General features: G+C 37.7%; 25 protein-coding genes. 20 read left to right on the top strand and 5 right to left on the bottom strand.

Features of this window, described 5'->3' with window-relative positions:
* The first annotated feature begins 38 nt into the window (after nucleotides 1–38).
* From COCH_RS09675 to COCH_RS09755, 17 genes are all read left to right on the top strand, one after another.
* Entirely contained in the window at nucleotides 39–530 is a 492-nt protein-coding gene (locus tag COCH_RS09675; protein ID WP_015782930.1) for a YfbM family protein, read from the top strand.
* A gap of 22 nt (nucleotides 531–552) precedes the next feature.
* Nucleotides 553–783: a hypothetical protein gene (locus COCH_RS09680; protein WP_002671927.1), complete on the top strand. Its 231-nt coding sequence runs from the start codon at nucleotides 553–555 to the stop codon at nucleotides 781–783.
* Nucleotides 783–1076 carry a Txe/YoeB family addiction module toxin gene (locus COCH_RS09685; RefSeq protein ID WP_002671928.1) on the top strand — a complete coding sequence of 98 codons (294 nt, stop codon included), beginning with the start codon at nucleotides 783–785 and terminating at the stop codon, nucleotides 1074–1076. Before COCH_RS09680 ends, COCH_RS09685 begins: the two co-directional genes overlap by 1 nt.
* A gap of 30 nt (nucleotides 1077–1106) precedes the next feature.
* Nucleotides 1107–2726 (top strand): ABC-F family ATP-binding cassette domain-containing protein, encoded by a 1620-nt coding sequence (locus tag COCH_RS09690; RefSeq protein WP_015782931.1) that lies wholly within the window; start codon nucleotides 1107–1109, stop codon nucleotides 2724–2726.
* 119 nt (nucleotides 2727–2845) lie between these two features.
* The gene (locus COCH_RS09695) at nucleotides 2846–4339 is read left to right on the top strand and encodes a type I restriction endonuclease subunit R (protein ID WP_015782933.1); all 1494 of its coding nucleotides are present in this window, start codon (nucleotides 2846–2848) and stop codon (nucleotides 4337–4339) included.
* Nucleotides 4340–4418: 79 nt separating this feature from the next.
* The gene (locus tag COCH_RS09700) at nucleotides 4419–4865 is read left to right on the top strand and encodes a GyrI-like domain-containing protein (protein WP_015782934.1); all 447 of its coding nucleotides are present in this window, start codon (nucleotides 4419–4421) and stop codon (nucleotides 4863–4865) included.
* Between the two features lie 42 nt (nucleotides 4866–4907).
* The gene (locus COCH_RS09705) at nucleotides 4908–6257 is read left to right on the top strand and encodes a tetratricopeptide repeat protein (protein ID WP_015782935.1); all 1350 of its coding nucleotides are present in this window, start codon (nucleotides 4908–4910) and stop codon (nucleotides 6255–6257) included.
* A gap of 3 nt (nucleotides 6258–6260) precedes the next feature.
* Nucleotides 6261–7715 carry a lipopolysaccharide biosynthesis protein gene (locus COCH_RS09710; RefSeq protein WP_015782936.1) on the top strand — a complete coding sequence of 485 codons (1455 nt, stop codon included), beginning with the start codon at nucleotides 6261–6263 and terminating at the stop codon, nucleotides 7713–7715.
* Between the two features lie 305 nt (nucleotides 7716–8020).
* Nucleotides 8021–8464 carry a hypothetical protein gene (locus COCH_RS09715; RefSeq protein ID WP_015782937.1) on the top strand — a complete coding sequence of 148 codons (444 nt, stop codon included), beginning with the start codon at nucleotides 8021–8023 and terminating at the stop codon, nucleotides 8462–8464.
* A complete protein-coding gene (locus tag COCH_RS09720; RefSeq protein ID WP_015782938.1) occupies nucleotides 8461–8982 on the top strand; it encodes a hypothetical protein in 522 nt (173 codons plus the stop codon). Before COCH_RS09715 ends, COCH_RS09720 begins: the two co-directional genes overlap by 4 nt.
* A gap of 71 nt (nucleotides 8983–9053) precedes the next feature.
* A complete protein-coding gene (locus COCH_RS09725) occupies nucleotides 9054–9332 on the top strand; it encodes a SemiSWEET family transporter (RefSeq protein WP_015782939.1) in 279 nt (92 codons plus the stop codon).
* A 165-nt stretch (nucleotides 9333–9497) separates the two neighbouring features.
* A complete protein-coding gene (locus COCH_RS09730) occupies nucleotides 9498–10973 on the top strand; it encodes an SLC13 family permease (protein WP_015782940.1) in 1476 nt (491 codons plus the stop codon).
* A 1-nt stretch (nucleotide 10974) separates the two neighbouring features.
* Nucleotides 10975–11652: an SDR family NAD(P)-dependent oxidoreductase gene (locus COCH_RS09735; RefSeq protein WP_015782941.1), complete on the top strand. Its 678-nt coding sequence runs from the start codon at nucleotides 10975–10977 to the stop codon at nucleotides 11650–11652.
* 33 nt (nucleotides 11653–11685) lie between these two features.
* Nucleotides 11686–11973 (top strand): YciI family protein, encoded by a 288-nt coding sequence (locus COCH_RS09740; RefSeq protein ID WP_015782942.1) that lies wholly within the window; start codon nucleotides 11686–11688, stop codon nucleotides 11971–11973.
* A 120-nt stretch (nucleotides 11974–12093) separates the two neighbouring features.
* Nucleotides 12094–12618 (top strand): class I SAM-dependent methyltransferase, encoded by a 525-nt coding sequence (locus tag COCH_RS09745; RefSeq protein WP_223375724.1) that lies wholly within the window; start codon nucleotides 12094–12096, stop codon nucleotides 12616–12618.
* Nucleotides 12619–12854: 236 nt separating this feature from the next.
* Nucleotides 12855–13943, top strand: a complete 1089-nt coding sequence (corA, locus tag COCH_RS09750) for a magnesium/cobalt transporter CorA (RefSeq protein WP_009419743.1) — start codon at nucleotides 12855–12857, stop codon at nucleotides 13941–13943.
* Between the two features lie 31 nt (nucleotides 13944–13974).
* Nucleotides 13975–15126: a class I SAM-dependent methyltransferase gene (locus tag COCH_RS09755; RefSeq protein ID WP_015782944.1), complete on the top strand. Its 1152-nt coding sequence runs from the start codon at nucleotides 13975–13977 to the stop codon at nucleotides 15124–15126.
* On the opposite strand, the gene COCH_RS09760 is transcribed toward COCH_RS09755, so the two are convergent.
* Nucleotides 15074–16039, bottom strand: a complete 966-nt coding sequence (locus COCH_RS09760) for a DUF4421 family protein (RefSeq protein WP_015782945.1) — start codon at nucleotides 16037–16039, stop codon at nucleotides 15074–15076. The two genes, COCH_RS09755 and COCH_RS09760, sit on opposite strands and share 53 nt — an antisense overlap.
* Nucleotides 16040–16085: 46 nt before the next feature.
* Between COCH_RS09760 and rsmG the strand changes: the two genes are divergently transcribed.
* Entirely contained in the window at nucleotides 16086–16703 is a 618-nt protein-coding gene (gene rsmG / locus COCH_RS09765) for a 16S rRNA (guanine(527)-N(7))-methyltransferase RsmG (RefSeq protein WP_015782946.1), read from the top strand.
* Between the two features lie 56 nt (nucleotides 16704–16759).
* Here rsmG and COCH_RS09770 read toward each other — a convergent pair whose 3' ends face one another.
* Genes COCH_RS09770 through COCH_RS09780 form a run of 3 tightly spaced genes read right to left on the bottom strand, consistent with a single transcriptional unit; the run spans nucleotide 16760 to nucleotide 19431 of the window.
* A complete protein-coding gene (locus COCH_RS09770) occupies nucleotides 16760–17284 on the bottom strand; it encodes a tetratricopeptide repeat protein (protein WP_015782947.1) in 525 nt (174 codons plus the stop codon).
* Between the two features lie 59 nt (nucleotides 17285–17343).
* Nucleotides 17344–18132, bottom strand: coding sequence for a tRNA pseudouridine(38-40) synthase TruA (gene truA / locus COCH_RS09775; protein WP_081432994.1), 789 nt, complete (start codon nucleotides 18130–18132; stop codon nucleotides 17344–17346).
* Between the two features lie 39 nt (nucleotides 18133–18171).
* Complete coding sequence (locus COCH_RS09780) at nucleotides 18172–19431, bottom strand: tetratricopeptide repeat protein (RefSeq protein ID WP_034575722.1); 1260 nt, start codon at nucleotides 19429–19431, stop codon at nucleotides 18172–18174.
* A 741-nt stretch (nucleotides 19432–20172) separates the two neighbouring features.
* On the opposite strand from COCH_RS09780, the gene COCH_RS09785 reads away from it, so the two are divergent.
* Nucleotides 20173–20988, top strand: a complete 816-nt coding sequence (locus COCH_RS09785) for a M48 family metallopeptidase (RefSeq protein ID WP_015782949.1) — start codon at nucleotides 20173–20175, stop codon at nucleotides 20986–20988.
* Nucleotides 20989–21105: 117 nt separating this feature from the next.
* Nucleotides 21106–21933 carry a purine-nucleoside phosphorylase gene (locus COCH_RS09790; protein ID WP_009417762.1) on the top strand — a complete coding sequence of 276 codons (828 nt, stop codon included), beginning with the start codon at nucleotides 21106–21108 and terminating at the stop codon, nucleotides 21931–21933.
* A gap of 97 nt (nucleotides 21934–22030) precedes the next feature.
* On the opposite strand, the gene COCH_RS09795 is transcribed toward COCH_RS09790, so the two are convergent.
* Nucleotides 22031–22447 (bottom strand): acyl-CoA thioesterase, encoded by a 417-nt coding sequence (locus tag COCH_RS09795; RefSeq protein WP_015782950.1) that lies wholly within the window; start codon nucleotides 22445–22447, stop codon nucleotides 22031–22033.
* Nucleotides 22448–22517: the final 70 nt, after the last annotated feature.

Below are 22517 nucleotides of genomic sequence, written 5' to 3' on the forward strand. Positions count from 1 at the left end.
CAAATATTCCGTACTTTTGCACTTTAAAACAATATATTATGGCACGATTAGGAATGCTTTACGCTATTACTGATGAAGCGTTAGAACAATTAAAAGCGCAAGATATAGACGAGATGTACGACTATATGCTTGAAGAAATAGAAGAAGAACTGTTTAATACTCCTGAAGGCTTTGAGATTAACAAAGCGTGGGAAGGAGTCCAGTTTTGTCTTGGGAAAGGCACGTGGAATGAAGAAAACAAAGTACCTTACAATGTTGTTTTCGGTGGGGAACTCATTTTAGACCACAATGACTATGTTATTTCGCTCAAAAAGCCCGAAGTTATCAAAGATATTGTGGCTTATCTGGAAACCAATAACCTACAAGAAACTATTAAAAACAATTTTGATAAAATCTCCGAAGAGGAATATACTCTCCCAAAAGATGAGGATAATCTTACATTTCTTTTAGACTGGAGCGAAGGACTTTTAGAGTTCTATAAAAACGCTTTAGACAAAGAGCTCAATGTTATCTTTACCGTAGATATTTAATAAAACGTTAAAACATTATTTTATGGAAACAATAACTTTTCAAACAAATGTAAAAGCAATAGATTTTCCTATTATAGAGGAAATATTGAAAAAGTTTAAAGCCACAGACATTAGAATCATCAAAGAAGAAGAAGAAAAAAAAGATGATACAGAAATGGCGGAGAAAGAGTTCTTTGCAAAAATAGACCGCTCTATGAAAAGCAAAAGAACTAAAGTTACTATAGAAGAACTTAGAGCTAAATATTTGAAATAATGGAAGAATTAGAAACGTATTCTTTGGAAGAAACAGAGGTTTTTTCTGAAGATATGGCAAAGCATATAAGTTCAGGACAGAAAAAAATTGTTGAGAGAATACTTAACCTTATCGAAGAAATAAAGCAACACCCGACAACAGGAACGGGCAAGGTGGAGCGTCTCAAAGGTAAGGGAGAACGCCTTGTATATTCTCGGCGTATCAATGACAAGCATAGGCTTGTTTATGAAATCTTTGAAGAAAAAAAGTTAGTGGTCTTAGCGACTGCTTATGGTCATTACAAAAACAAATAGTCATTTATCATTAAACATTAATCATTAACAATGTTATCAGTATCCAATTTATCCGTACAATTCGGCAAGCGCGTCCTCTTCGATGAGGTAAACGTAACCTTTACACAAGGCAACTGCTACGGCATCATCGGTGCCAATGGAGCAGGCAAATCTACCTTCCTCAAAATCCTTTCTGGCAAGCAAGAACCTACTTCGGGGCGTGTGATCCTGGAACCGGGCAAGCGTATGTCGGTGCTCGAACAAGACCACTACGCTTATGACGACTATACTGTGCTCGACACTGTGATTATGGGCAATAAAGTCCTCTCCAAAGTCAAAAAAGAGATGGACGACCTCTATGCGGACTATTCCGATGAGCACGCCGAACGCATTGGTGAGCTACAAATACAGTTTGATGAGATGAACGGCTGGAATGCCGAGAGTGATGCGGCTGCACTGCTCTCCAATTTGGGCATTACCGAAGATATGCACTACACTATGATGTCTGAAATGGACGGTAAGCTCAAGGTGCGAGTACTTCTCGCGCAAGCCCTCTTTGGCAACCCCGATGTACTCATAATGGACGAGCCTACCAACGACCTCGACTTCGAGACTATCGGTTGGCTGGAGAACTTTTTGGCAAACTATGACAATACGGTGATTGTGGTTTCCCACGACCGTCACTTCCTCGATGCTGTTTGTACCCATATCTCCGATATTGACTTCGGGAAAATCAACCATTATTCGGGTAACTACACTTTCTGGTACGAAAGTAGCCAGTTAGCTGCCCGTCAACGTGCGCAACAGAACAAAAAGGCGGAAGAGAAAGCCAAAGAGTTACAGGAGTTTATCGCGCGCTTTAGTGCCAATGTGGCAAAATCAAAGCAGGCAACCTCTCGTAAGAAGATGTTGGAGAAACTCAATATCGAGGAAATCAAACCATCCTCTCGTCGTTATCCTGCGATCATCTTTGACCGCGACCGCGAGGCGGGCGACCAAATCCTACACGTGGAAAACCTCGCTGCATCTATCGACGGACAGGTATTGTTCCAAAATGTGGATATCAATCTTGCCAAAGACGACAAAGTAGCTGTGATTTCTAAGGATTCACGCGCCACCACTGCCTTTTATGAGATTCTGAACAACAACCTCAAGCCCGATGCGGGCACTTTTGCGTGGGGAATCACCACCTCGCAGTCTTACCTGCCGGTGGATAACTCCGATTTCTTCACTCAAGACCTTTCTTTGGTGGATTGGTTGCGCCAATGGGCAAAAACAGAGGAAGAGCGCGAGGAAGTATATGTGCGCGGGTTCTTGGGTAAGATGCTTTTCAGTGGCGAGGAAGCTCTTAAAAACTGCAAAGTGCTCTCAGGAGGCGAGAAAGTGCGCTGTATGCTCAGCCGTATGATGATGTTGCGCGCCAATGTGCTAATGCTCAACGAACCTACCAACCATTTGGATTTGGAGAGCATCACCGCCTTCAACAACTCGCTGAAAAACTTCAAAGGTACGGTGCTTTTCACCACTCACGACCACGAATTTTCGCAAACTGTCGCCAATCGTATTATCGAGCTCACCCCTAGTGGCATTATCGACCGCTATATGACATTTGATGAGTATATGGACGACAAGAATATTCAGGAATTGAGGGAAAAGATGTACAAACAATGATTAATTATTAATGATGAATGGTTAATCACAGCACTTTGGCAAAGTTTATGGCACAAAAAGGTGATAAAAATGAACTTTGCCAGAGTGTTTTTGAGCTAAAAACCAAAAAATAAAACCATATGGAACTAAATCAATTCATTTGGAACAACTATAAAGAGAGTAAAGAAGGGCAAGAAGTGATTAAGCTTTTTGAGGAAGGGTATTTAGATGATATTCTTTCTAAATTTGTAAAAGATAGTACTAATAAGGACTTAGAGCAATATTTATTTATTATTGATGATATTGTAAATTCGTCTCCTCTTCCAGAAAATATTAAGCATAAAGATATTTATTCATATATTTTGGATAATGGTTTAAAGATATTGGATGAATCTGAAAAAGAATATGATATTTTTAAGCCAGAAGAATATGATTTGATTATAGCCTTTATAGAACCTTTTTCTTTATGCCTATTCTCTTCAAGCGAAGAAGGAGAGGAAGGTTTCTATATTCCTTATTTTTTTCAAATGAACTTTGGTGACTTGCAAAAAATAGCAGATACTTTTAATGTTGAACTACCAAAAGTTCCTCTAAGAAAAGACAAAAGAGAAAGGGCTTTATACTACTTAGAATTTTGTAAACTTTGGAATGAATTTAGAAAACAAAATAACCTTACCATATTTGAACTATGTGCTTTCCTTTATGATTTTGCTCCTAAGTTTATCGGAAAAGAGAAAGAAGAGGACTTACCTGAACCTACTAATATTTGGATAACAGGAGGTGGAGTAAAAAATGGGGATTACAAATTTCTAAGTGAAGCAAAATCTGATAGTAATTGTTTTTGGTCAGGGAATGAAGATGCAGTAAAAGGTGATATTATCCTTATGTATTGTCTTTCTCCCAAAAGTAGTATAGAATTTGTTTGTAGAGCAGTCACCGATGGTATTCGTGACCCTTTTTTCTGGTATTATGGAGAAACACATATAGGGCATATCCAACATATTAAACCTATTACTCTTGCTGAAATAAAAACAGATGGGCATTTGAAAGAACTTCCGATTGTTCGCAAAAACTTTCAAGGAGTGAATGGTACAAGACTTCATAATGAAGATTATACTCGTATTTTAGAAATACTAGAACAAAAGGGAGAGGACATTTCTCGGTTACCTAAACTCTCGTCTGCCAACTTTACTCCTAATAAAGATTGCAAAAACGAACGAGAAGTAGAAGTAAAAATAGTAGAACCTTTTTTAAAAGACCTTAATTATTTAGAAAATGATTGGGTTCGACAGCTTCCCGTAAGAATGGGACGAGGAGAGCGCAATTTTCCTGATTATGTGTTCTTTGCTGAAACAAAAAAAGGTTATGAGAGAGGCAAAATGATATTAGAAACAAAGTTTTATATCAAATCTAATGCAGAGCTAGAAGAAACTTTTCAACAAGCACAATCGTATGCTCTTAGATTAAATGCCAATAGGATAGTTATATGCGATAAAGATTTCATTTGGATTTATATGAAGAAAAACAATAACTTTGACCGAACTAAGTATTTAAAATACAATTGGCAAGAAATGAATAATCCTGAAATTTTTAATACCGTTAAAAAGGAAATAGGTAAAGATTTTATAAGATAAATTCTAAAAATCCAAAATGTCTATAATTATAGAAAAAACTAAACGAGGGAAAACGACAAAGAATTAATCATATAAGAAAATGAAAATCATCGGAATTAGTGTACGCACTACCAATCAGAACGGACAAGCGATGCAAGACATCGGAAACCTTTGGCAACGCTTTTTTAGCGAGCAACTTTTGGCAAAAATACCCAATAAGGTAAGCGATGCCATTTACAGCATCTACACCGATTACCAAAAGGACTATACCGAGCCTTATACTTGCATCATAGGAGTGGAAGTTACCACGCTCAGCACGATTCCCGACGGCTTAGAGGGCAAGGAATTCCCTGAACAAACCTTTCAAAAGTTTGTAGCCAAAGGCGCAATGCCTCAAGCAGTAGGGGCAATGTGGCAACATATCTGGGACAACGATGCCACACTCAATCGCACTTATATATATGACTATGAGTGCTACACCGAGAAGTCTCAGCAAGGGGATACCTCCGAAGTAGATATTTTTATAGGCGTAAAAGAGAACAAATAGCGAACTTAAAATAGAGGATTGCCAAAATACCTCTTAACTAAAATGATGTTACCAGAAGAAGAAAACTACGCGGTTACCAAATTCGAATTAATGCTCAAAGAGAATAACATTCTCTTTTTCGACGTTGATGAATTTGAAGAAATCGTAGAATATTACTTAGAATACGGACGCATTAGCAAAGCGAAACGTGCCTTGGAAATCGGTTTGTCACAACACCCCGATGCTTCATCACTTAAATTGCTAAATGCAGAACAATTGGTGTTTGAAGACCGCTTAGAAGAGGCTTCGGAACTCCTCAATGAACTGTTGCTCATAGAACCTATGAATGCCGAAGTGCACGTGCAACAGGCTAATCTGTACTCTAAAATGAACAAACATCATCGCGCTATTGAGTTACTACAATACGCCATCACACTTACCGATGACGTTTCGAATATCTATGCCCTAATGGCAATGGAATACCTCTATACGGAGGATTATACCAATGCCCAAAAGTATTTTACCAAATGTTTGAAAGAAGACCCTCAGGATTATACCGCCCTCCAACAGTTGGTGTTCTGCTATGAGGTGTTGGGGGAAGTGCAAGAGGCAACCAACTTTCTAAACACTTACTTAGACCAAAATCCTTATTGTGAAGTTGCTTGGTATTACCTCGGTAAGCTGTATTTATCCATTACCGACCATAAAAATGCCTTGCGTTGTTTTGATTTTGCTATCATCAGCGACGATACTTTCACGGGGGCTTATTTCGAGAAAGCTCGCGTGCTCGAAATGATGGAAGATTACGAAAAAGCTATCGAAAACTATAAGATTACTCTTACCTTAGACGATCCTTCGGCTTTGGCTTATCTGCACATTGGGCGTTGTTATGAGAAAATGCGTAACGATGCCAAGGCAGAAGAGTATTATTTCAGGGCTACTCACGAAGATCCTCAGCTCGACAAAGCGTGGATTACCTTAGCCGACTTCCATTACTTGCGTCATAATCACGCTAAGGCTCTAAAATACATTAAAAAGGTACTTACTTTTGAATCTAATGAGCCTTATTATTGGCGCCGTTATGCCGAGCTGAATTATTATCACTTTCAGAACCTAAAAGAAGCAGAATACGGCTATCGGAAAGCGGTACAAAACGGCGATTATTCCTATACTACCCTCATCGAATGGATTGACCTACTGTTGCTCTCTAAAAAATACCGAGAAGCCTTATCTATCATTGCCGATATAGTGCAAATCTACCCGCACGAGCTAGAGAATTACTATCGTATTGCTTTGGCTTATTACGGATTAGACGATTTAGAGGAAGCTACTCATTATTACCACTTAGGCTTACAACACGCACCCGAATGGCAGTCGTTTTTTGAACACAAATTCAACTTTAAAATACAATAGTTTATGGGGATAGTGCTCCGTCAATCGTTTAAGAATGTGGTGGCTACCTATTTAGGGTTTGCCATAGGGGCACTGAACACCCTTTTCTTGTTTACTTACTTCCTCTCCAAAGCTCAGTACGGATTGGTGAGTTATGTTACTTCCACTGCCACCATTCTGTCCCCTCTTATCGCCTTTGGAGTGAACAATACCTTGGTGCGTTATTATACCGCTTATCGAGATAAAAAAGAGCAAGCGCAATTCAACCTGATGCTTTGCTTTTTGCCTTTGCTCATCATTGTGCCTGCCACCTTTGTCGGGATAATTGGGTACGAACAGATTGCGCAATGGCTTTCGGCTAAAAACGAAGAAGTACGCGATTACGTTTTTCTCATCTTCCTCACTTCCGTAGCGATGGCTTACTTTGAAATTGCTTATGCGTGGACGCGCGTACAGCTAAAAACCGTCTTTGGCAATTTCCTAAAAGAGGTATTCCATAGGGTAGGAGTGATGCTCCTGCTATTAGCCATTTATTTGCAGCTCATCGACTTTCACCAACTGATATGGGGCGTATTTTGGGTCTATGCCTTGCGTATGCTCTTGATGTTTGTTTTCGCTTTCTATGTACGCCGACCGCAATTTGCTTGGGGGTTGCCTAAGAACAAGAAAGAAGTCTTTTTGTACAGCCTTTTTGTGATTTTATCGGGGTCGGTAGCTTCTGTATTGATGGATATTGATAAGTTTATGCTCAACCAATACTTGCCTATCGGTGAGATTGCCGTTTATAATGTAGCCATTTTTACAGCTACGGTGATTGCTATTCCGTATAGGAGTATGTACCAGATTGTGAGTCCACTGACGGCACAATTTATGAATCAAAGCAAGCCAAAAGAGCTATCCGACCTGTATAAGCGTAGCACCGTGAATACTTATTTTGTGAGTATGGTGATTTGTGTGCTTATCATCGTCAACGCCCAGCAGTGTTATGCTCTTCTACCTGATAAGGATTACAGCACAGGACTCACGGTGCTTATCATCATATCGATAGTAAAGCTATCGGACGCCTTAGTAGGTTTCAGCAATGCGGTATTACTCAATTCACCTTACTATCGCACCGTATTGTTTTTGGGTGTTTTTTTGGTCATAGGCACCGTTTTAATGAATATTTGGCTCATACCGCTTTACGGCATCAATGGGGCGGGATTAGCAACCCTAATCGCTTTTAGTTCGTATAACCTACTCAAGTCTGTTTTTGTGTATCGCAAATACAACTTGCAGCCTTTTTATAAAGAAACGTTACAGACCACCCTCTTTGGTATCGTAGCCATAGGAGGTTTCTTCTTTTGGGACTTTCCGTTTCACCCTCTTGTAAATATCAGCTTAAAATCATTACTCGTAGGGGGAGTCAGTGTATTTTTTCTTCTTAAATTGGGAATTTCGGACGAGTTAATAAGGCTTATTCGCCGATTTAGTAATTAGTAAATTAGTCCTTGTATTCGCTTTTCGTATAGAGTAGACCCACTGTAGAGCCACTGTAGAGCCACTGTAGAGCCACTGTAGACCCACTGTAGACCCACTGTAGACCCACTGTAGACCCACTGTAGGTTCGTTCTTCTTTCATTTATTATTCGGTGAAACTCTATGCTAAGTATGTTTGTATAATTGTTATGAATTTGTTCATCATAAAAGATATCCCAAAATATCTTTGTATATGATACTTTTTTTCTGTATCTTTGTCATTGGATTTTAGTAACCATAAAATGTACTAAAAAAATAAATGTAATATGCATCCACGTATAAAAAACATTCTTGAAAATTACACTTATCCTATTATCAAATCTATTACTTACCCTAATGGTGATATGCTTGTTTTAGAAGGACAATGGATTAAAGAGAAGTATCACCTAAGAATTTTGTGCCAATCTACCTTAGATAGTTATTTTTCTTATAACGAAGAGGATTATGTCTCTAATCTCTATCCGAAAATTATGGTAAAGAATGCCCAATATAAAATTTATGGAGGTGAATGTAGTTGGGAAGGAGATGGTTTTATTTACATTATCAATAAAGAAAAAGGGAAACTTTTATGGTTTTTGTTTTTGGATAATAGCGAGTATTTTAAGGAAGCCTATTTTGAGGATACAAACCATATAATCGCTCGTTCTGAACTTAACTTACAACTAAGAATTCCTATTAATGCCCCAGAAAAACTAACTATAACAAAATGACTTCAGAAGAAATAAAAGCCATTGTGTATTATATTCAAGGCTTACAAGTCCTTTGGAAAGAAGGTTATAATGCAGAAAAAGTAGGAGATTATACTTCCAATTTTATATGCAAAGACTTCAGAGACTATAATACCACAAATGAGCTGTGGGAGGTTATCAATGAGTTACGGCTTATGGGAGAAGGAGAAGAATGGGAAAAAACCAAAGAAGAAGTAGAAGCTCTCATTCAAGAGAAATTAGGAATTAGTATTTGCGAACCTATCAGTATACTTTCTTACACAACTAACTTGTTTATAAAGCAACTTACTAGTGATTTCTCAACCAATTCACTAGTTTTATCATTTATAGAACAGACAAAAGAGCTTATTACTTATCAAGAATATACTTTGGCATTGGAAAACTTACTGAAAAGCCTTTTGGAAAAATGTATTTCTATTCCAAGAGATACTTTGGCTATTATTGATGTTATTGAGGATTCTTATATCAAAAGATTACAGGCTTCATTATGGGGAGTGTAAAACCAAAATTTTTCTAATTATTTTTGATACTTCTTTGTGAAATTATTATCTTTGCAAAAAAATATTTTTTTATGAAAGAAAAAAGAAATACCAAACAAAAAATTAATTTATTTATAGGTTCGATTGGAGCCTTTATAGGGGTAGCAGTGTTTGTAGCTTATATTCCTCAAATTATGGCTAACTTAGAAGGACACAAAGCACAACCTTGGCAACCATTGTTTGCAGCAGGGTCTTGTCTTATCTGGGTGGTGTATGGCTGGACAAAAGAACCTAAGCCAGATTATATTCTCATTATTCCCAATTTTGTAGGAGTGGTTTTAGGATTTTTAACTTTTATTACTTCTCTTTAAATACATTGAGTTATAGGATATATTTCAATTAAAACAAAGAAAGTAAAATATAAATAAATCCATCAATAAAAAACTATCGTTTTTCTTTGGTGGATTATTCTTTTTTTATACCTTTGTCATTCGTTTGTTAAATAGCAAATAACTTTTTAAACTTACCAAAATATTATGTCTAAAGAATTAGAAAATGTAATGACCAATCACTTTGAAAAAAAACACCTTATCGCTTTGATATGTATAGTGATTGTAACCGCTGTAGTGTGGAATTTACCTACTGAGGTGTTTCATATTAGCGGACTAACGGTGGTACATCAGCGAATTATCGCTATTTTTGTGTTTGCCACTCTTATGTGGATTAGTGAGGCTATCCCTTCGTGGGCTACTTCGCTGGGTATCATCACCCTAATGTGTTTAACGGTTTCTAACCACAGTCTGTTCTTCTTTAAAGGAGAAGAGAACGAGATTTTCGGAAAACTACTCAGCAGTAAAGAGATTATGGCTACCTTTGCCAACCCTGTAATTATACTCTTTTTAGGTGGTTTTTTCTTGGCTATTGCCGCCACCAAATCGGGGTTAGACGTCTTGCTTGCCAAGAATTTGATACGTCCGTTTGGGAATAAAAGCGAGAATGTGTTATTGGGTTTCCTGCTCATTACGGGTATTTTCTCAATGTTTGTGAGCAATACTGCTACGGCAGCTATGATGCTCACTTTCCTTACACCTGTTTTTGCAGCATTGCCTGCAAGTGGCAAAGGACGTACCGCACTCACGATGAGTATCCCGATTGCTGCTAACTTGGGCGGTATGGCTACCCCTATTGGTACACCCCCTAACGCTATTGCTCTACAAGCTCTTAATGACCCAAAAGGACTGAATATGGGCGTTGATTTTGGCGAATGGATGTCGTTTATGTTCCCATTGGTACTTTTGTTACTCTTCATCTCGTGGCGACTTATATTAAAATTCTTCCCTTTTACTCAAAAAACAATTAACTTACATATTCTAGGAAAAGTACACCAAGGTTGGCGTATGTGGGTAGTAAGTGGCACTTTTATCGTTACCATTCTTTTATGGCTACTCCCCAGTGAACTAACGGGTATTGATGCCAATACCGTTGCCTTAGTGCCTATGGGTATTTTTGCAGCAACAGGCGTGATTACCGCCAAAGACCTACAGTCCATCAATTGGAGTGTTATTTGGATGGTAGCAGGAGGTTTCGCTTTAGGTTTAGGTATCAATGAATCGGGCTTAGCCGAACTTGCTATTGATACTATTCCATTTGGGTCGTGGTCGCCTATAATAGTATTGATTGCCTCAGGACTTATTTGTTATCTTCTCAGCAACTTTATTTCCAATACTGCTGCGGCAGCCTTGTTAATTCCTATTTTGGTAACTATTTGTCAAGGAATGGGAGAAAACCTAAGCGCAATAGGAGGTACCTCTACAGTGCTTATTGGGATAGCTTTGGCAGCATCATCAGCGATGTGTTTGCCTATTTCTACCCCTCCAAATGCCATTGCGTACTCTACAGGCTTAGTAAAACAAAACGATATGCTGAAAGTGGGGCTTATCGTAGGGCTTATCAGTATGGTGATAGGGTACCTTGTTTTATTTATTGTAGGAGAAACACATCTCTTAGGCTAATATGAAGAACATTATCATAACAGGTACCAGCAGAGGTATAGGCTTTGCGCTAGTACAACAGTTGGCTGCGGAAGGGCATAACATTTTAGCCCTTTCGCGGCATACTGCTACTATAGAGGCACTGCAATTGCCTAATGTGCATTGTTTCCCTTTTGATATTACAAAAACAGAAGACATACAAACGGTAGTCACTTATTTGCAACAATGGCAGTGCGTGGATATACTCATTCATAACGCAGGAAAACTCATCAATAAACCCTTTGAACAACTTACTGAAACTGACTTTTTAGAAGTGTATAAGGTAAATGTATTCGGAGTGGCACAACTCACTCAGAAAGTATTGCCTTTTATGAGGAATGGCTCGCACGTGGTAAGTATCAGCAGTATGGGAGGGGTACAAGGGAGTTTGAAGTTTGGCGGTTTGGCAGCGTATAGTTCCTCCAAAGGTGCTCTTATTACCCTATCGGAACTTTTAGCCGAAGAATACAAAGAGCGCGGTATCATCTTCAACACCTTAGCCTTAGGTGCGGTACAGACCGAGATGCTCACTGAAGCCTTCCCTGATTATAAAGCTAATATCACCCCACAGCAAATGGCACGCTACATTGCCGATTTTGCCCTTAATGGTAGTAAGGTATTCAATGGAAAAGTATTACAAGTAGCCAATACAACTCCATAAAACAATTAAAAACTAACGACTAATAACTAAAATATGTACATCATTATTTTAACGTATCAAAAAGACCTTTCAGAGGTTGAAAAACATTTAGAAGCACATCGCGCTTATTTAGATAAGCATTATGCTTCAGGACATTTTGTCGCTTCAGGAGCACAAGTACCCCGTGTAGGTGGTATAATTTTGTGCAAGGCAGGTAGTAGGGGAGAGGTAGAAACTATCATTGCCCAAGACCCTTTTTATCAGCACAAAATAGCAACCTACCAGGTCATTGAGTTTACTCCTACCAAATTCTCTGAGGAGTTCGGTAAGGTAGTCTCTTAAAACCACAATTAACAAGTGAAAATTATTTTTCTAACAGCCCTTACTTTTTCAATCTTAATACTCCTGCTTTATTACCTAATTCAGCAGTCTAAAAAGCCTTCGGGTTTTGTAGGTGTAATAATGATGAAACTTTTTAATCGTGTTTATATACCAATGGTACAATGGGCATTAGGACTTTATAAACCGTCAGAAGCTCCCCGAAAAATATTAGATATAGGAGTAGGAAATGGCAAATCAACTGTCCTGCTCACTGAATATTTTCCTCATAGTGAAGTTTGGGGAATTGAAATATCCAAAATCGCTATTAAGGAAGCAAAGAAGCTTCATACAAAGGCTATCTTTCAGTTAGAGGACATTCAGCATAACTCATTTGGTGATAAAACTTTTGATTTGATAACTGCTTTTCAAACACACTTCCATTGGCAAGACCTCAAAGAGGCTTTTTGGGAAGTCAAACGCATACTCTCAGACAAAGGTATTTTTCTCATTGCTTGTGAATATGCAAAGATTAGTTATTACCTTCCTAAGCTAAAAAGGACAGAAGATTTTAGTCAATTTTTAAACTCAGTAGGACTATCCTTAATACAAGAAGAAAGAATGCAAGGTTGGGTGTTTTACAAGTTAATAACAACTGAATATAAGTAACTTATAATAAAAATATAAACTTTTTATTTAACATATATTCTATAAAGTATCTGTTTAGTATGTATATAAATATGAAAATAATCTAATAATCAGTATATTAACTACCAATTTAAACAAAAGTAACAAGCATTTATTACGCTTACTAATGCTTTCGTTTTCGTTGTGATACTTATACTTTAGCTTTAAAATGTTTTAATAAAATATTAATAACCAATATTTTAATATAATAATTATATATGAGTAAAAATATAGTCTCTACTACCAAGAGGAAACGCAAGGCAAATCGCTCCAAAAAGGTAGGTTTGCCTGCCGGTAGTCTGGTGTATTTCGGTAATAAAGAGAAGCCTCTCAATATAGAAGTCTTTGCCTATAACGAGCATTCTTGTGAGGTAAAGAAAGTCTCTTCGGCTGAGGAAGCCCTTAAATTTATAATCGATAGCCGTATCACGTGGGTGAATGTAAACGGCTTAAACAATATCGAGGAAGTAAAAAAGTTAGGTGCTTATACTCATTTAGATAACCTATTTTTGGAAGACGTACTCGATACCGAACACCGACCTAAAGTAGAAATCCTCGATGAACATATTCTCGTGATCATTAAAATGCTGTACTACGGCAAAGATAAGCAACTCATTTCAGAGCACTTAGCATTATTATTGGGCAAAAATTACCTCATCACTTTTCAAGAAAGTGAAGACGAAGACGTGTTTGACCCCGTACGCAAACGTTTGCAAAACGCCGATAGCAGTCTGCGCAAACGCCCCGCTGACTATTTGCTATTCGGACTCTTAGATGCTATTGTAGACAACTATTTTGTGATTTTGGATAAAGTAAGCGATAAGATTGAGACCATTGAAGATGATATTATTATTCACCCTCGTGAAGATATGATTTCCGAAATCCAGTTGCTGAGAAAGAGTGCTATCTTTTTACAGAAATCAATTACGCCCTCGCGTGAGGTAGTAAACAAGATAGAGAAAACCCCTCATCATCTTATCGACACCGATACTAAGCATTATTTCCGTGACCTCCACGACCACACGGTGCAAATTGTCGAAACACTCAGCACTTACCGCGATATCCTTTGGGGACTTACAGATACTTATATGGGGGCAATGAGTAACAAGATGAACAACATTATGCGCTTGCTCACCCTTATTTCTACTATCTTTATTCCGCTCACTTTTATTGTGGGGGTATACGGTATGAATTTCAAGTATATGCCTGAATTAGAAGTATGGTGGGCATATCCGTTAGTATGGTTGGTGATGATAGGTATTTCAGTAACAATGATTTTCTACTTCAAACGCAAAAAATGGCTTTGACTTTCATAAAAATGCACTATCTTTTCGCACTATGAATTTGTTAGACGAGAATGTACAACGCTTTATCAGGGAATACGAGGGGACAACTACAACATTGCTCCTCAAGAAACCTGTGTTCAATGGTATTTCTAACAAAGAGTTAGCACAACAGATTGAAGGTAGGCGCACAGCAGCTAAAAAACTTCCTTTTTTGCTTACTACGGAAAGTATATTGTTCCCTCCAACACTTAATTTAGAGCAAACCTCCTCCGAGGCAACCGCTCAATACAAGGCTCAAGGCTTGCACGGAGAACGTTTTTTAGATCTTACTTGTGGGTTTGGTATTGATGCATTTTTTCTTTCAGAGAAGTTTAAAGAAGTTACGTTGGTAGAACAAAATAAGGAACTTCTCAGCAAAGTAGAACATAATTGGCAGGTTCTAGGACGCAAGGCCACATTTATAAATGGAAGCACAGAAGCTTTTTTGAAAGCTACAACAGCACATTACAACCTTATTTTTCTCGATCCTGCTCGTAGAGACGCTCTCAAACAAAAGAAGTTTCTCTTAGAAGACCTCTCACCTAATATCTTAGAGTTACAGTCTGTACTATTGCAAAAAACAGATAAAGTGTTTACCAAACTATCACCTATGATAGATATTAGTTATCTGTTGCATACGCTACCCAAGATAACACATATTCATTTGGTAGCCTTACGCAATGAAGTAAAGGAGGTATTGGTAGTACAAGAACCTAAAAAAGAAACGCAAGTACAAATACATTGTGTGAATTTGGAGACTGAAGAGCCTATTTTGCAATTTGCAGAAGAAGTGTTGCATAGTTGTCAAGTGGTGTATAGTGCGCCTAAAAAGTACTTGTATATTCCTAATAGTGCTTTGTTGAAATCAGGAGCTTTTAATTATATAACGCAACGTTTTGAGGTAGAGAAGTTGGACGTAAATACTCATCTATACACTTCCGAGCAGCTAAAAAAGCCCTTTGCCGGACGTGTTTTGCAGGTAACTCCTATCAATCTTAAAGAGTTAAAAAAAGGTAGTAAATATTGTATTCTCTCTAAAAACTATCCGTTATCGGTAGCAGAAATTAAAAAGAAATACCGTATCGTGGAAGGTGGTAATGAATATCTTATCTTTACCCGTTCCGTTGAGGGGTTGGTCGTACTTTTAGGGAAGGTAATCGAGTGAGAAAGTTTTTTCTTTTGAGGTAAAAATGCTTAGTAAACGATAGTTGTACACTGGGAGTAATCAAGCGAATAGGTTTGCTATCCGTAGGATAAACTGACTTGTTATTAAAGATTCCTGATAGCGATACTGTCCAATCATCTTTCAGATATACAAACGAAAAACGCGTCACAGAAGTAGGATAAACCTTAATATTCAGCTGTTGCAGTATGTCCATTTGGTTACCGAAATTCAATCCACCAATAAACGCCCCTGTAAGTAACCAGTGTTTGCTAGCTACCCAGGAATAGCCATAGCCCACGTGAAAACCTATTTGGAAATTCTCAAAAGCCTCGCTACTTACATTCTCTGTTTTAGCATCAGGTTCTATGCGATGCCAATAGAAACCACTGCCAAAAAGCAAACTCCCCGCTGATTTCACTTGGCGTTCGCTTTGCTCAAAGGCAGCTCGCGCCGAGAACTTGTCTGCACGCCATACGTAAGTGCTTTCTACACCTATTTGCTGGGTAGAAAGGGTAGGGAAGAGGGTGTAATTCCCTTTACCTCTATCGATATAAAATCCTGTATAGTCTTGATAATAAGCATCTATAAGTATGCGTTTACCGTATTTATGTGCTTGTATATCAATACTGCGAGTTTTTAGATTTGTTTCATTTTTTAGTCGGAATAAGTTCTGTGCATAAAGTACGTTAAGCCCTAATATCTTTCGCAAACCTATTCCAACTCCTAAACTAAATGGGTAGTTGGGTGAATAAGCCTCTTTCCCTTGCGTAAGTATGAGCATTTTAGTAGGCGTATATGCTCTGAGCCATATTTCTTGCGGATAAGGTTGAATGTAGGTAGTATCGCGCTCTTGTGCAAAGAACGAAAGGCAACCTCCCCACAAAAAAATCAATAATAAGGCTCGTAAATTCATTATAATATATAAAAACGGGTGCAAAAGTAATACATTTTTAGCAACTATGAAAATCATACTCAAATACTTTCCCTCACTTAGTGAGTTGCAACAAGAACAATTTGCAGAGCTCAAACCGCTATACGAAAAGTGGAATGCTCAAATAAACGTCATCTCGCGCAAAGATATAGACGATTTCTACGAACGACACGTTTTGCATAGTTTAGCTATTGCTAAGCGCATTCAGTTCGTTGATGGCACAGTACTATTAGATGTCGGTACTGGTGGAGGCTTTCCTGGCATACCTTTGGCTATAATGTTTCCTAACTGTCAGTTTACATTGGTCGATTCTATCGGAAAGAAAATAAAAGTAGTACAAGAAGTAGTAAAAGCTTTAAGGCTCACCAATGTAACGGCTATGCAGATAAGAGCCGAAGAACTAAAAGATACTTACGACTTTGTAGTAAGTCGTGCCGTTACTCAAATGAAGGACTTTGTGCCTTGGGTAAAAGGAAAGTTCAAGAAGACTTCTAAAAACGACCTCCCTAATGGTATTCTTTACTTAAAAGGCGGTGACCTTACTGAGGAGTTAGCACCTTTTCCTAAGGCAGAACTGACTGATATCAGTAGTTATTACGATGAACCTTTCTTCGAGACTAAGAAAATAGTGTATTTAAAGGGGTAAAATATTAGAACCAAATCATAAAAAAGGCTGTCTAAAATGACAGCCTTTTTTATGATTTAAATTTTCTTGAGTTGTTGTTGCATCATCTTTATTTGGTCGCTCATCAAGTTTTGTTTATCTAGCTTTTTAGCCTCAGTAAGGAGCTCCTGTGCTTCGCGTTTTTTCCGCTTTTGCATCATAATACCTGCCAAACTCAATTTTGCCATCGCTACGTCATAACTCATCGTAAGTCCCAATTGTAGGGCTTTACGAAAGTATTTTTCTGCTTGAGTAAGGTTCTTTTGCGAGTAGATAATACCGTACATATAGTTGTAATAGCCTTGTTGTTTGCGGAGTAAAGCTGTCTGAGGGTCTGCTATTTTGCCGATCCATTTTTCCATTCCAGCAAAGTCTTGCTTGCGCAAACGTAAGAATGTGAGAAGTATAAATTCGTTGCGAAAATAGAGTAAAATAGGAATAAGAGAAAGCAAAATAAGCGCTATACCATTTCCTATATTCCCCTGTGTGAACTGATATACCGCCCACGCTATGATAAGCACGGCTATAACTATCTTTAAATATTTGTTCTGTAAATATTTCATTTCTGTTTTTGTTTTAAAAGTTTGCAAAGGTAGTAATTCTTCTTGAATAATGCTAATATTTAATCCTTTTTTTCAACAAAGAGACTTTCGGGGTATTCTATATGAGTGAGATATAACCCACAAGCGGGAACCGATGCTCCTGCTTTACTGCGTTTCTTACTGAGGATAATATCTTCAAAATCTGTAAGCGAAAGTTTCTGTAAGCCTACATCTATAAGTGTTCCTACAATCGCCCGTACCATATTGCGCAAGAAACGGTCGGCAGTAATAGTAAAAATGAGTTGGTTCTCCACCTTATCCCAATGCGCTTCGTATATTTTGCAATTATATGTCTTTACATCGGTATGTGTTTTAGAGAAGCACTGAAAATCAGTATAATCAAAAAGTATTTGAGCCGCTTCATTCATAAGCGCTACATTTAACGGAAGAGTAAGTGCCATCGCATAATCGTAAGCAAAAGCATCTTTTTGAGTACTAATATGGTACTGATAAGTGCGTTTCAAAGCGTCAAAACGGGCGTGGGCATTAGGCTGTACTTCATATATATGATGAACAGCTATATCTTTTGGAAGAAAAGCATTTAACTTGTGAACCAGATTAGCGGGCAACGCTTCTGTCACATCAAAGTGAGCATACATCTGCAAAGCGTGCACACCACTATCAGTGCGACCTGCTCCCACAACTTCTATAGGCGTTCGCAAAAGAGTAGAAAGAGCCTTCTGTAAAACTTCTTGCACTGAAATAGCTTTGGGCTGGAATTGCCAACCGTAATAGTTTTTACCAAAGAAAGAAAGTTCTATAAAATAACGCATTTTTATCTTTATAAAAAGTAAAAGGTAACAGAGCATAACTCTGTTACCTTTTAACGAACATCTTATACTAAATTATTATTCACCCAATAGTTTTTTAACACGTTGGAAGTTAGCACTGTCGCTCAAAGCTCCATAAATGCTCTTTAGTTGTTCCAAGATATTTTTATCGTTGCCATTAGCTTTCACGTAGCTTTCTAATACTTCAGCAGCTTTTTTAAACAAAGCTTCTTTTTGGTCTCTAAGTTCATTGAATTTCTTAGTATCAGCAGCCGAATTGCCTAATGAATTCATTTGCTCAACCAAAGCATTACCTTCATTAATGTAAGTAGTCGAAAGGTTCAAAGTAGCATCAGCATATTTAGGTTTAATTTTAAGGGCTTGTTCAAAAGCTTTACGAGCCTCTATATTGTTACCTTGTTGCATATTGATAACCCCAATATTGTAGTGAAGGTCAGCATTATTAGGGTCAAGCTGTGCAGCTTCTTGCATTAGTTGTTTAAATTTTTCTTTATTGTCTAATTGCAAGTAAACATTCGCTTCAGCAAGAATGATGTTAGCATCTTTAGGATAAGCTTTTCTTGCTTCAGCAAAAGCTTTTAGCGCCTCATCAGTCTTGTTTTGCTCTACGTAAATAAAGGCAATATTTTTCACGATATCAGCACGTTTTGAAGGCGTTTTTTCATTTCTAGCTTTTTCGTGAGTACCTGCTTTTACCATCAAATCACGCTGATTTTTATCAGGGAAAGTTTCCTCTTTTTTAGTTTGTTTATTAGTAGCCAAATAAAGTGTTTCAGCACCGTCATAACCTAAGTCTTTCAACTCTTTATAAAGTTTCACAGCGTTGTCATAATCTTTATTTTCAACCGATACTACTGCCGCATTGTACAAAAATACAGTATCACGCGGACTGAGGCGGTATACTTGTTCAAAAGCAACCGAAGCATTCTTGTAGTTTTTACGCTCGTAATTGTCTTGTGCTTGCTTAGCTGCAATATTAATAGCCTCATCAGCCAAAGTTTGCAACTGGTTTGTGTATTTACCTTTACCTCCTTCTAATTGTCTTACTTTGGCAAAAGCTGAAGAAGCCGCTTGCAACGAAGCCAATACATTTTCATTTTTCTTGGCAGCCTCCACATTCACTTGTGCTTCCAAGAAATAGAACTGAGGTGCAAATTCTGTACCCTCAATAGAACCTTTAATGGAGCTTAATCCGCTTTTGGCAGTCGTTAAATCTCCTTTACGGATTTGTTTTTCAATCTCTTTGAGTTCTTTTTTTTGTCCGAACGCCACTGCCGAAATCAGTAAGGCAGCAGCCATTAATAATGGTTTTCTCATATTGTTTTGCAATTTTAACGCAGTTTTTTGTTTTATATACTAATTTGAAGTCGCAAATGTAGCACTTTATTTTTAAAGCACCAAATATTATCAACTTTTTATTTAGCAACAAAACTTGTGCCAACCGCATACTTCTGACAATTAGTCCGTTGAAGTTCCTCGAAAGTTATATCTCTCTATTTTCAATTCTCATAAACGTTCCTCAAAAGTTACTCACACTAAAAATTGCATTTTTTTCGCCAAAATCACGTTTTTATGATTTTTTTCTCAATAACGTAAATACCTCTTTCTACTAATTGAGATTCAACTTAGTAACCTCCTTCCTTCGTCTTTCCTTCGTCTTAGGTTCGTCTTTCCTTCGCTCTTCCTTCGGTTAAGATACATCTAAAAGGTAAGATAGGTATATTTTATATCTAACTGATATATAAACAATTATTATTTTCTATTCACTAAAAGATGAAAAAGAATTTTGTTGTCTTATTTTAAAAAAATATGCTCTATTTTAGAAATTTTAGCATTTTTTTCTCAGCCTCTCCAAAGTCATATAGTGCTTGCATTAATCAACCTTCATTCTCTTTTAATTTTAAAATCAATTTTGTTCAATTTCTGGCACGTAGTCTCACTGTAAAAAGAATACTTTTCACCTATTATATTATTGTTTTTCATTAACAATAAAATTTATAAGATATTACTATTGTATTTCCGATTATTATTTGTATCTTTGCCCTCAAATAAAATCTTATGAAGAAATTAACTTTAATCGCATTCCTTTTAATTGTCTTTTCTTGTAAGACAAACCCTTTTACAGGAAAGAGTACCCTTAACTTTATGCCTAATAGTCAGGTATTTCCGATGGCTTTTAGTGAGTATTCCACCTTTTTAAAATCTAATAAGGTAGTGAAAAACACAAATGATGCCGCTATGGTGAAACGCGTAGGCGAACGCATAGCCAAAGCTGCCAAACTATGGCTCGATACCAATGGTTATAAAGGCTATTTAGATGATTATCGTTGGGAATATAACTTGGTAGATAGTCCCGAGGTGAACGCTTGGTGTATGCCAGGGGGGAAGATTGTGGTTTATACGGGAATTTTACCTATTACACAATCCGAAACAGGTTTGGCAGTGGTAATGGGGCACGAGGTGGCTCACGCTTTAGCCGACCACGGGGCACAACGTATGAGTGCTGCTACCTTACAACAAATAGGTGCTATTGCAGGTTCAGTAGCCTTGCAAACTAGCAAATACGCTGCTTATACCGACCAGTTTATGCTCGCTTACGGCTTAGGGTCTAACTTAGGAGTAATGTTGCCCTTCAGTCGTTCCAACGAAACAGAAGCCGATGCCATAGGTATCCAGATTATGGCAATTGCTGGGTATGACCCCGCTGAGGCTCCTGAGCTATGGAAGCGTATGAGTGCCAAGAATAATGGTAAATCTACACCTACTATTTTAAGTACCCACCCTTCTGATGCCTCTCGTATCAAAAACCTCACAGCCTTAGTACCCAAAGCACGTGCTGAAGCTGCTAAGTTTGGAGTCACCCATTTTCAATAGCTAAAAGATATGATAAGCATCGCTACAATTCCTCTTTTGAAGGAGTATAGGGAGAGGTTGTCAACATTTTAGTATTATTCACACCAATATAGGTAACAAATAAAACATTATAAAGATATGCAACAAGTTTATGATAAAATTAATGAAACGGCTCGCATCATACAGTCGTACATCACAGAGCACACTCCTGAATTTGCTATTATTTTAGGTTCTGGACTCAATAAGTTAGAAGATGAAGTAGAAGTAATTTCTGAGATTAAATACAACAATATCCCTAACTTCCCTAAATCTACTGTAGAAGGACACAAAGGTAAACTGATTTACGGCAAAATAGAAAACCGCTATGTGCTAATGATGGCAGGGCGTGTGCATTATTACGAAGGATATACAATGCAAGAAGTAACCTTCCCAATACGCGTTTTTGCGCAATTAGGTATTAAACGTCTGATTGTTTCTAACGCTTCAGGAGGGGTGAACCCTAACTTTTCAATAGGTGATGTAATGGTTATTCGCGACCATATCAATTTATTTCCTGAGCACCCTCTACGCGGTAAGAACTTAGACCTATTTGGTGCGCGCTTCCCCGATATGAGCAAGCCTTATAGCCAAGCTATGATAACCGAGCTCGAAAAGATAGCCAAGAAACATAAAATCAAGCTCCAAAAAGGAGTGTATGTAGGTTTGCAAGGTCCTTCTTTTGAAACCCCAGCCGAATATGGTATGGTGCGTATTTTAGGAGGTGATGCCGTAGGTATGAGTACCGTGCCCGAAGTAATTGTAGCACGTCATCAGAATATGGAAGTGTGTGCCCTTTCAGTCATCACCGACTTAGGTGGTCCCGACATCTCCCCCGACGTATCACACGAAGAAGTACTCAACGCCGCTAATATTGCAATGCCAAACGTGATATTATTGGTGAAGAATTTGATTAAAAGCTATCAATAGTTTTTAGTTGTGGTATAAACTTTGCCAAAGTTTCAATAGCTTGTTGTGCTACAACCTTTGGCAAAGTTAAATTACCAAATTATTCACTTTTCACTCCTTACTCTTCACTTTTTGCTTTTATAAGCTTTAGCACCTTCTCGGGGCAACGCACCGGTCTGAAAGTCTTCGCATCTACAAACACCAATACAGTATTAGCCGTAGAGAGTAATTCTCCTTTTTCATTGAGAATTTCATAGTTAAACTCTATTTTTGTAGAGGGTAATTCTTTTAATTTGGTACGAATAGTAATGAGCTCGTCATACAAAGCAGGCTTTTTATACTGAATTTGCAGGGATACCACAGGCATCATTATTCCTTCTTCTTCCATCGCCTTATAGGTAAAGCCAATAGACCTTAGCCACTCCACTCTTCCCAATTCAAGATACTGAGGATAATTTCCGTAGTACACTACCCCCATTTGGTCAGTTTCTGCATAGCGTGTACGCAATACATAATCAAAATATAATTCTTTCATATTTAGATAGATATAAATATTAACAAAACATTAACAGTGCTCCCATATAAAATAAAAGTACAAAAACAAA

Source organism: Capnocytophaga ochracea DSM 7271, from assembly GCF_000023285.1.
Lineage (GTDB): Bacteria > Bacteroidota > Bacteroidia > Flavobacteriales > Flavobacteriaceae > Capnocytophaga > Capnocytophaga ochracea.

What these genes read in the sequence shown, in the direction of transcription:
- COCH_RS09740 (WP_015782942.1), top strand. Translation starts at nt 11,686, where the DNA reads ATGTACATCATTATTTTAACGTATCAAAAAGACCTTTCAGAGGTTGAA.
- COCH_RS09730 (WP_015782940.1), top strand. Translation starts at nt 9,498, where the DNA reads ATGTCTAAAGAATTAGAAAATGTAATGACCAATCACTTTGAAAAAAAA.
- COCH_RS09755 (WP_015782944.1), top strand. Translation starts at nt 13,975, where the DNA reads ATGAATTTGTTAGACGAGAATGTACAACGCTTTATCAGGGAATACGAG.
- COCH_RS09695 (WP_015782933.1), top strand. Translation starts at nt 2,846, where the DNA reads ATGGAACTAAATCAATTCATTTGGAACAACTATAAAGAGAGTAAAGAA.
- COCH_RS09720 (WP_015782938.1), top strand. Translation starts at nt 8,461, where the DNA reads ATGACTTCAGAAGAAATAAAAGCCATTGTGTATTATATTCAAGGCTTA.
- COCH_RS09675 (WP_015782930.1), top strand. Translation starts at nt 39, where the DNA reads ATGGCACGATTAGGAATGCTTTACGCTATTACTGATGAAGCGTTAGAA.
- COCH_RS09745 (WP_223375724.1), top strand. Translation starts at nt 12,094, where the DNA reads ATGATGAAACTTTTTAATCGTGTTTATATACCAATGGTACAATGGGCA.
- COCH_RS09715 (WP_015782937.1), top strand. Translation starts at nt 8,021, where the DNA reads ATGCATCCACGTATAAAAAACATTCTTGAAAATTACACTTATCCTATT.
- COCH_RS09760 (WP_015782945.1), bottom strand. Translation starts at nt 16,039, where the DNA reads ATGAATTTACGAGCCTTATTATTGATTTTTTTGTGGGGAGGTTGCCTT.
- COCH_RS09790 (WP_009417762.1), top strand. Translation starts at nt 21,106, where the DNA reads ATGCAACAAGTTTATGATAAAATTAATGAAACGGCTCGCATCATACAG.
- COCH_RS09680 (WP_002671927.1), top strand. Translation starts at nt 553, where the DNA reads ATGGAAACAATAACTTTTCAAACAAATGTAAAAGCAATAGATTTTCCT.
- COCH_RS09685 (WP_002671928.1), top strand. Translation starts at nt 783, where the DNA reads ATGGAAGAATTAGAAACGTATTCTTTGGAAGAAACAGAGGTTTTTTCT.
- truA (WP_081432994.1), bottom strand. Translation starts at nt 18,132, where the DNA reads ATGCTCTGTTACCTTTTACTTTTTATAAAGATAAAAATGCGTTATTTT.
- COCH_RS09690 (WP_015782931.1), top strand. Translation starts at nt 1,107, where the DNA reads ATGTTATCAGTATCCAATTTATCCGTACAATTCGGCAAGCGCGTCCTC.
- COCH_RS09770 (WP_015782947.1), bottom strand. Translation starts at nt 17,284, where the DNA reads ATGAAATATTTACAGAACAAATATTTAAAGATAGTTATAGCCGTGCTT.
- rsmG (WP_015782946.1), top strand. Translation starts at nt 16,086, where the DNA reads ATGAAAATCATACTCAAATACTTTCCCTCACTTAGTGAGTTGCAACAA.
- COCH_RS09725 (WP_015782939.1), top strand. Translation starts at nt 9,054, where the DNA reads ATGAAAGAAAAAAGAAATACCAAACAAAAAATTAATTTATTTATAGGT.
- COCH_RS09710 (WP_015782936.1), top strand. Translation starts at nt 6,261, where the DNA reads ATGGGGATAGTGCTCCGTCAATCGTTTAAGAATGTGGTGGCTACCTAT.
- COCH_RS09735 (WP_015782941.1), top strand. Translation starts at nt 10,975, where the DNA reads ATGAAGAACATTATCATAACAGGTACCAGCAGAGGTATAGGCTTTGCG.
- COCH_RS09705 (WP_015782935.1), top strand. Translation starts at nt 4,908, where the DNA reads ATGATGTTACCAGAAGAAGAAAACTACGCGGTTACCAAATTCGAATTA.
- COCH_RS09780 (WP_034575722.1), bottom strand. Translation starts at nt 19,431, where the DNA reads ATGAGAAAACCATTATTAATGGCTGCTGCCTTACTGATTTCGGCAGTG.
- COCH_RS09785 (WP_015782949.1), top strand. Translation starts at nt 20,173, where the DNA reads ATGAAGAAATTAACTTTAATCGCATTCCTTTTAATTGTCTTTTCTTGT.
- COCH_RS09700 (WP_015782934.1), top strand. Translation starts at nt 4,419, where the DNA reads ATGAAAATCATCGGAATTAGTGTACGCACTACCAATCAGAACGGACAA.
- COCH_RS09795 (WP_015782950.1), bottom strand. Translation starts at nt 22,447, where the DNA reads ATGAAAGAATTATATTTTGATTATGTATTGCGTACACGCTATGCAGAA.
- corA (WP_009419743.1), top strand. Translation starts at nt 12,855, where the DNA reads ATGAGTAAAAATATAGTCTCTACTACCAAGAGGAAACGCAAGGCAAAT.